Annotated in this window: 7 protein-coding genes, 2 tRNA genes and 1 rRNA gene; all 10 read left to right on the forward strand. The window is 40.6% G+C overall.

What is annotated here, in order from left to right:
• Nucleotides 1-2 precede the first annotated feature (2 nt).
• Nucleotides 3-923 (forward strand): ribonuclease Z, encoded by a 921-nt coding sequence (locus BM146_RS11845; RefSeq protein WP_074889148.1) that lies wholly within the window; start codon nucleotides 3-5, stop codon nucleotides 921-923.
• Nucleotides 924-949: 26 nt separating this feature from the next.
• Nucleotides 950-1,516, forward strand: a complete 567-nt coding sequence (locus BM146_RS11850) for a DUF6715 family protein (RefSeq protein WP_074889151.1) — start codon at nucleotides 950-952, stop codon at nucleotides 1,514-1,516.
• A gap of 19 nt (nucleotides 1,517-1,535) precedes the next feature.
• The gene (locus BM146_RS11855; protein ID WP_177201648.1) at nucleotides 1,536-2,426 is read left to right on the forward strand and encodes a ChbG/HpnK family deacetylase; all 891 of its coding nucleotides are present in this window, start codon (nucleotides 1,536-1,538) and stop codon (nucleotides 2,424-2,426) included.
• Between the two features lie 56 nt (nucleotides 2,427-2,482).
• Nucleotides 2,483-3,571, forward strand: coding sequence for a tRNA (adenosine(37)-N6)-threonylcarbamoyltransferase complex transferase subunit TsaD (gene tsaD / locus BM146_RS11860; RefSeq protein ID WP_074889173.1), 1,089 nt, complete (start codon nucleotides 2,483-2,485; stop codon nucleotides 3,569-3,571).
• Between the two features lie 71 nt (nucleotides 3,572-3,642).
• Nucleotides 3,643-4,350: a 2-C-methyl-D-erythritol 4-phosphate cytidylyltransferase gene (gene ispD, locus BM146_RS11865; protein WP_074889158.1), complete on the forward strand. Its 708-nt coding sequence runs from the start codon at nucleotides 3,643-3,645 to the stop codon at nucleotides 4,348-4,350.
• A gap of 29 nt (nucleotides 4,351-4,379) precedes the next feature.
• On the forward strand, nucleotides 4,380-5,477 hold the full coding sequence (locus BM146_RS11870) for a glycosyltransferase family 4 protein (protein ID WP_207649921.1): 1,098 nt from the start codon (nucleotides 4,380-4,382) through the stop codon (nucleotides 5,475-5,477).
• An 11-nt stretch (nucleotides 5,478-5,488) separates the two neighbouring features.
• Nucleotides 5,489-5,995, forward strand: a complete 507-nt coding sequence (locus BM146_RS11875; RefSeq protein ID WP_074889161.1) for an acyltransferase — start codon at nucleotides 5,489-5,491, stop codon at nucleotides 5,993-5,995.
• A gap of 127 nt (nucleotides 5,996-6,122) precedes the next feature.
• Nucleotides 6,123-6,208 (forward strand) — tRNA-Ser (locus BM146_RS11880).
• A 59-nt stretch (nucleotides 6,209-6,267) separates the two neighbouring features.
• Nucleotides 6,268-6,356, forward strand: a tRNA-Ser gene (locus tag BM146_RS11885).
• A 159-nt stretch (nucleotides 6,357-6,515) separates the two neighbouring features.
• Nucleotides 6,516-6,676 (forward strand): 16S ribosomal RNA (locus BM146_RS11890); the annotation flags it as partial.

Consider the following 6,676-nt stretch of genomic DNA (forward strand, 5'->3'; position numbering starts at 1 on the left):
TTATGATAGATGTTTGTTTACTTGGAACCGGCGGAATGATGCCTCTTCCAAACCGTTTCCTCACTTCACTTCTTGTGAGATACAACGGAAAGTGTGTTTTGATCGATTCTGGTGAAGCTACTCAGATTGCCATGAAAAAGAAAGGAATCAGTGCCAAGCCAATCGATGTTATCTGTTTTACCCATTATCATGCAGACCATATCAGCGGTTTGCCGGGGCTTCTTTTAACCATGGGTAATGCTGAGCGCACAGAGCCGCTTCTTATGGTGGGCCCAAAGGGCCTTGGAAAGGTCGTTAATTCACTTCGCGTTATTGCGCCGGAATTACCTTTTAAGATAAACTTTATGGAACTTGACGAAAACGAAAAAGAGTTTACACTTGAAGGATTTCCTGAATTTACTATTAAGGCTTTTAAGGTTAATCACAATATTACATGTTATGGCTACACAATGGAACTTAGACGACAGGGAAAGTTTAATGTGGAAGCAGCCATGGCAGCAGGTATAGACAGACAGTATTGGAACAAGCTTCAAAAGGGTAATACTATTGAGCTTGAAGATGGAAGGGTATTTACTCCCGATATGGTGCTTGGAGAGACCAGAAAGGGACTTAAGCTTACATATACAACGGATTCACGCCCTACAGACAGTATAGTGGAGAATGCGAAAGATTCAGATCTTTTCATATGCGAGGGGATGTATGGAGAGCCAGATAAGATTGTTAAGGCTAAAGAATACAAGCATATGACGTTTTATGAGGCGGCTAAAATGGCAGCCAGGGCAGAGGTAAAAGAGATGTGGCTTACGCACTATAGCCCTTCACTTGTGAATCCGGCAGAATATTTACCGGAAACAAAAAAGATTTTCCAAAATGTAGTGGCAGCAAAAGACGGCAGAAGTGTCACACTTAAGTTTGAAAGCTAAAAAGAGCTTAAGAAAGCGAGGGGTATATGGAAAACACAAAATCAGTAGTGATCAAATCGGTATTACTGGCAGTTTTTGGCGCGCTTGTTGTATTGGGGCTGTTTCTTATTTTTACCAGAAATCATAGCTCGTCCAATGAAGAAAATTATACACTGACAGTAGTTGACCAGATTACGACAACTAATCTTGAAAAAGATTATCCTGCAAATCCCAGGAAAGTTGTGGATATGTATGCCAATATCATGAAGGTATTGTACAAAGAGACATATACTGATGATCAGCAAAAGAGGATGCTGGAAGTTTTGGAGGGGATAATGGATGATGAGCTTCTAGCTAATCAATCCGATTATTATCAGTCCATGAAAAACGAAGTAAAGACCAGACGTGATGAGGATTACTCTATCCCTACTTATCAGGTTCAGAGCAGAGAGCCTGAAGTGGTGACAGTTGATGGCAGAAAAATGTGTAACGTTGACTGCTACTTTAGCCTTAGAAAGGGAACTTCAAGTCAGGGGCTTTATTACGTTTTTATTTTGAGACAGGATGATTCCGGAAAATGGAAGATTCTTGGGTGGACAGAAAAAGCTAATTAAGTTTTGGGAGGAATTATTTTTGGTTGAATATCATGCAGACGACTATGGACTTTTTCCGGAGCAGAGTCGTCATATTATAGACTGTTATCACAACGGAGCTCTTAATGGCATCAGCATCATGCCAAATAGCCCTCATCTAAAGGAGTGCATGGATGCAATAGAGGATATCAGAAAAGATCTCTTTGTGACAGTACATCTTAATTTTGTTGAGGGAAAGCCACTTACAGGTGACAAAGCATCCAGACTTATTAATTCTGATGGGAATTTCGATATCGGATTTATTAAGCTCCTTGTAATGAGTTATGTTCCGGTACTGCGACTTTTGTATTCTAAACAGGTAAAAAAAGAGGTTGAGGCTCAGATCGAAGCCTGCAGGCTTTACATGAATGACGGCGTTTTCAGGATCGACGGACATGTGCATTACCACATGATCCCTGTTATTTTTGACGCTGTTATGGATGTGATAAAAGAAAAGAATCTTCAGGTTTCATATATAAGATTTCCGAAGGAAGAAATATCAATTTACAAAAAAGCTGCATCTAAACTTACGGGCATCTCTTTTGTAAATGTTCTTAAGGTGCTCATTTTGAATTTTCTTTCTGCCAGAAATAAAAGAAAATACAGAAACGAGCTGGATAGTTTAAAGACAGAGGACAAGCTCTTTATGGGAGTTATGATGTCCGGGCATATGTTTTATGAGAATGTGAAAGCCTGCCTTCCTTTTGCAGGAGAGATTCTTGCTGACCGTGGAAAGAACAGCATGGAAATTCTTTTTCATCCGGGAGACGTATCAAACTCTAAAGATATAGCTCTTCTTACCAGTAAGGACGATTACAATTTCCTCACAAGTGAGAACAGGTTTAAGGAAGCAGAGGCTTTGAAGAAATTTGGCGGAAATCTTAAAAGATAAAGGTACAAAAAGATATGGAAATAAATAAAAATGTCGAGGATGACGGCGTCATCTTTATGTCTATAAAAGAAGGTAAAAACAGCGAGACTGCCAAACCGGAAGATGGAGATGTTACAATACTTGCCATTGAGAGTAGTTGTGATGAAACTGCAGCAGCAGTAGTCAGAAACGGCAGAGAAGTTCTCTCTAACATCATTTCTTCCCAGATTGCACTTCACACAATTTACGGCGGTGTTGTCCCTGAGATCGCGTCCAGAAAGCATGTTGAAAAAATGAATGGATGCATAAGAGCAGCTCTTTCAGAAGCCAATCTGACTTTGAAAGATATTGATGCTATTGCAGTGACCTATGGCCCCGGCCTTGTAGGAGCTCTTTTGGTGGGAGTTTCAGAGGCTAAAGCAATCTCTTTTGCTACGGGAAAGCCACTTATAGGTGTGCATCACATAGAGGGACATATCAGCGCTAACTTTATTGAGAACAAAGACCTTGAGCCTCCTTTTGTTTGCCTTGTGGTTTCAGGAGGTCACTCACACCTTGTTGTTGTAAAGGATTATGGCGAGTACGAGATCATAGGCCAGACCAGGGATGATGCAGCAGGAGAGGCTTTCGACAAAGTGGCCAGGGCTATAGGACTTGGATATCCGGGTGGTCCCAAGATTGATAAGGCGGCAAAAGAGGGGAATCCTGATGCCTTTACTTTTCCACAGGCCCAGATTCCTGATGCGGAATATGACTTTTCTTTTAGCGGATTGAAATCATCTGTACTAAATTACATAAATCAGGCAAAGATGCAGGGCCGGGAACTTAACCAGGCCGATGTTGCGGCTTCATTCCAGAAAGCAGTAGTCGAAGTTTTGGTTTCTCATGCTATAAAAGCCTGCAGGGAATATGGCTACGATAAGCTTGCTATAGCCGGAGGTGTGGCATCCAATTCTGGACTTCGTGAGCTTATGGAAAAAGAATGTTCGAAGGAAAATATAAAGTTCTACAGACCTTCACCTGTTCTTTGTACAGACAATGCAGCAATGATCGGGGCAGCAGCTTTTTATGAATATAAGAAGGGTGTTCGCTTCGGACTCGATATGAATGCGGTTCCCAATCTTCCGCTGGGTGATCGTGAACGAAGATTCCACGGAAGAAAGTAATATAGCATACTGCTGTGCATAGGTTTTTGTTTTTTTGAGGAAAAACCTATATACAACCATTAGGAGATGAAATGAAGACAGTTGCGGTGGTTCTCGCTGCCGGAAGCGGCAGCAGGATGAAGAGTGATGTAAAAAAGCAGTACATGGAAATTGGTGGAAAACCGCTTATATACTACTCTTTAAAGGCTTTTGAAGAAAGCCTTATAGACGATATAGTTTTGGTGGTTTCCCGTGGAGATATTGACTATGTGAGAAAAGAAATTGTGGAAAAGTACGGTTTTGATAAGGTAAAAGCAATTGTCGAAGGCGGACTTTACCGTTATCATAGCGTGCGCCTTGGCCTACAGGCAGCAGATAATGATTGCGATTATGCGTTTATCCACGATGGAGCCAGACCTTTTGTGGATAACGATATTATTTTGCGCGCTCTTCATGGAGTTAAGGAGTTTGGGGCATGTGTAGTCGGCATGCCTGTTAAGGATACAATCAAGATTGCTGATGATAATGGATTTGCACAGACCACTCCTGACAGGGCAAAAACATGGATGATTCAGACACCTCAGGTCTTTTCGTATAAGATGATCCTTGATCTCTACCAGAGACTTGACAGGGAAGAGGGAGAGCTTATGGCAAAGGGTGTCAACATCACTGATGATGCCATGGTTGTTGAGTATTTTTCAGACAAAAAAGTTAAGCTCATCGAGGGCTCTTATAACAATATAAAGATTACTACACCTGAGGATATTCCTGCCGCAGAGGCAATTTTAAAGAACAGATGAGACTAACAGTTATAGTTTGGTGAGGTTTAATGAAAAAAAGCGATAGAAAGCCAAGAGTTTGCATGATAGTTCAGCAACCTGATGTAATGGGGGGGATAGCTGCAGTTACTAATGGCTATTACGGAAGTGAGATTGAGGATAGGTACGAGCTCTGCTATGTTCAGTCGTATTGTGATGGAAGTAAGTTTAAAAAACTCTTCAAAGCATTAAAAGCATATGCGCAGTTTTATAAGGTTTTAAGGATGTTTAAACCGGAAATGATTCATATCCATTCTTCCTTTGGGCCTAGTTTTTACAGAATGCAGCCTTTTTTGTATATGGCAAAGCGCAGGAACATTCCTGTTGTCGATCACTGCCACGGCGCTGATTTTAACACTTTTTACGTGAATGCTTCAGAGAAAAAGAAAAAACGTATACGGGAAGTTTATAAGGATTTTGCTAAAATTATAGTTTTGTCTGATGAGTGGAAAGAAACAATGAGCGTAATTGTCCCTAAAGACAAGCTGGTAGTTATTGAAAACTATTGTAAACCTCAGGATGAGGATTTTGTAAAAGACCTGTTTTCGAAGCGTTTTGAAAAGAAACAGGTTCTTTTTCTTGGAGAGATAGGAAAAAGAAAAGGCGGATATGATTTCGCCGGAATAATAGAAGAAACGATTAAAGAGAATAGAGATATCTCTTTTGTATTGTGTGGAAGCGGAACTGAATCTGATGTAAATGAGATAAAAGAAGCAGTATACGAAGTTGCACCTAAAGAAAAAGTTCTTTTCCCCGGTTGGGTAAGAGGAGGAGAAAAGGATAATTATCTTAAAGAATCGGCAGTATTCATGTTGCCTTCTTATGATGAAGGTCTACCTATGTCTATCCTTGATGCAATGGCTTACGGCCTTCCTATAGTGTCAACCAATGTCGGAGGAATTCCTCAACTCGTTGCGGATGGAAAGAGCGGATACATATGTACCCCCGGCAATGTAAAGGAAATAGCCAACGGCATAAAAAAACTCCTGTCTGAAAAAGAAAGATACATAGAATCATCAATGGAAAGCTACAGAGTTGCCCGGGAAAGATACAGTTTTTCTGCGCATCTGAAAAAGCTGTTCAATGTATATGATTCTGTAATTAAGTAAAGAGGGGAAATATGCGATCACCTATATTGTATTTAAAGAATTTTGTTGTGGTTGGAGTAAAGAAAATAAGGTATATGTCTAAATTTTCTGCCGGCCTGATACAGACATTTGATAAGTTGCATGTGGAAATACATGGGAATGGCAAAATAAAGCTTGGCAGCTTTAATCAGAACAGGGGAAATCTCTACCTTGTATCAGATGGCGGAGAACTAATAATTGGTAATCATTGTTTTTTTAATACGGGCACATGTATTACTGCTACAGAGCAAATTATTATTGGGGATAATTGTAAAATTGGAAACAATGTTGTGATAGTAGACCATGATCATAACTTCAAAAATGATGATGGGAAGGAATTTATCAGCTCAAAAATTGAAATTGGACATGGTACATGGATAGGAGCAAATGTGACAATCCTGCGTGGAACAAAAATTGGCCCAAATGCAGTAATTGGCGCAGGTTCAGTGGTTAAAGGAATTGTTCCGGAAGGCGGAAAAGTTATACAAAAAAGAGTATAAGAATGCACGCATAGAAATTTTTTGAATTTTTTTTTGAATTATGCTTGACATATATGGCGCACTTTGCTAATATAATTCTTGCGCTGCGGCGAGAACGTAAGAACTTCCGCAGGAACAATAAATATTCGGAGCGATATCGAAGCGGTCATAACGAGGCGGTCTTGAAAACCGTTTGGCGGCAACGCCACAAGGGTTCGAATCCCTTTCGCTCCGCTTAATTATGAACACGCTGCTTTACGATAATTTAATAATTATTGTTAATCAACTATTTTGCAGAAGTACTCAAGTGGTTGAAGAGACACCCCTGGAAAGGGTGCAGGTCGTTAATAGCGGCGCGAGGGTTCGAATCCCTCCTTCTGCGTTGCCTTATGCAACTAGTAAGGCTCATAATTATAGCACCTTGACAAATAAACAGTAATGCAACCCTGAAAAATTCCAAGAGAATTTATTCAGAACAAAGAAATAGTAAATAACGGACAGAACAAAAGCCAAGCTTAAGTTCTAGCCTGATCAAACTTTTAAACGTGAGAGTTCGATCCTGGCTCAGGATGAACGCTGGCGGCGTGCCTAACACATGCAAGTCGAACGGAGAATATACGCTTCAGAAGCTTCGGCAGATGATTGTATATTCTTAGTGGCGGACGGGTGAGTAACGCGTGGGTAACCTGCCTCATACTGGGG

The organism is Butyrivibrio proteoclasticus, assembly GCF_900115735.1.
GTDB classification, from domain to species: Bacteria; Bacillota; Clostridia; order Lachnospirales; family Lachnospiraceae; genus Butyrivibrio; species Butyrivibrio proteoclasticus_B.

Excerpts from the sequence above, each read along its gene's own strand:
- BM146_RS11850 (WP_074889151.1), top strand. The coding sequence starts at position 950 with ATGGAAAACACAAAATCAGTAGTGATCAAATCGGTATTACTGGCAGTT.
- ispD (WP_074889158.1), top strand. The coding sequence starts at position 3,643 with ATGAAGACAGTTGCGGTGGTTCTCGCTGCCGGAAGCGGCAGCAGGATG.
- tsaD (WP_074889173.1), top strand. The coding sequence starts at position 2,483 with ATGTCTATAAAAGAAGGTAAAAACAGCGAGACTGCCAAACCGGAAGAT.
- BM146_RS11845 (WP_074889148.1), top strand. The coding sequence starts at position 3 with ATGATAGATGTTTGTTTACTTGGAACCGGCGGAATGATGCCTCTTCCA.
- BM146_RS11870 (WP_207649921.1), top strand. The coding sequence starts at position 4,380 with ATGAAAAAAAGCGATAGAAAGCCAAGAGTTTGCATGATAGTTCAGCAA.
- BM146_RS11875 (WP_074889161.1), top strand. The coding sequence starts at position 5,489 with ATGCGATCACCTATATTGTATTTAAAGAATTTTGTTGTGGTTGGAGTA.